Annotated in this window: 1 protein-coding gene; it reads left to right on the forward strand. The window is 54.7% G+C overall.

Annotated features, from left to right (window positions below; translation table 11 throughout):
- Nucleotides 1-177 precede the first annotated feature (177 nt).
- Nucleotides 178-726: a class I SAM-dependent methyltransferase gene (locus ABTU92_RS30170; RefSeq protein WP_408095212.1), complete on the forward strand. Its 549-nt coding sequence runs from the start codon at nucleotides 178-180 to the stop codon at nucleotides 724-726.
- Nucleotides 727-832 lie beyond the last annotated feature (106 nt).

Here is an 832-nt window from a genome sequence, read left to right on the forward strand (position 1 = left end):
AGGCTGATGGACCGCCGTCGTCGCGCGTCGTAGAGCCTCGGGATCTAGGGTGGCTTCTACCAAAAATCCGCACGAACTCCCCTTGTTCAGGACGGGATTCGACAACAGCCCGGCTATGAAGGACGCAATGTGTCTCCGCCCGAGAGAGTTCGCGCATCGGACAAAGCGTAGGACAAGATGGACCTCATTCAACCTCTACAAGAACTCAACGACTTCTACTCCGTCGCGGATCCTTGGAATTACCAGGGAACTCCGGACGACACACGTCGACTCGCTGAGTTGCGGAGCTTGCTACCACAGCGGATGTTTTCCAGCGCTCTGGACATCGGTTGCGGCAACGGGTTTGTCACGGTCACGTTGCCAGCGAGCACGATCGTCGGGATCGACGTGTCAGAAGCTGCAATTGGGTGGGCGCAACGGCGAGTGGCCTCTCGCTCCAGCGCGAATTCGATCTCGTTTTTAACCTTGTCAATATTCGAGCTCGACCAGCTTCCTCAGGCGGGTTTCGATCTCGTCTGTATCACGGGGGTTCTGTATCCTCAGTATATAGGGAAAGCGCATGCCCTAGTGAGCCTGATGGTCGACCACGTTCTCGCGCCGTCGGGGATGCTCGCCTGCTGCCACATCGATGATTGGTACAAGTCCCGACTTCCCTATACTCTCGTAGATCAGTCAGTATATTCATACCGCGAGTACACTCACCGCCTTGAGGTGATGGTAAAATGATTCTAATGTATCACAAGATCGATTTGGTTACTCCTACGATATGGTGGGTTTCCGTCGATTCCTTTGACCGTCAGATGGCTGATTTGGTGGATCGAAAGGTGGTGCC

The sequence above is a fragment of the Rhodoplanes sp. SY1 genome, assembly GCF_046000175.1.
Classification (GTDB): Bacteria; Pseudomonadota; Alphaproteobacteria; order Rhizobiales; family Xanthobacteraceae; genus Rhodoplanes.

Coding starts and splice junctions, on each gene's coding strand:
- ABTU92_RS30170 (WP_408095212.1), top strand. CDS start 178: ATGGACCTCATTCAACCTCTACAAGAACTCAACGACTTCTACTCCGTC.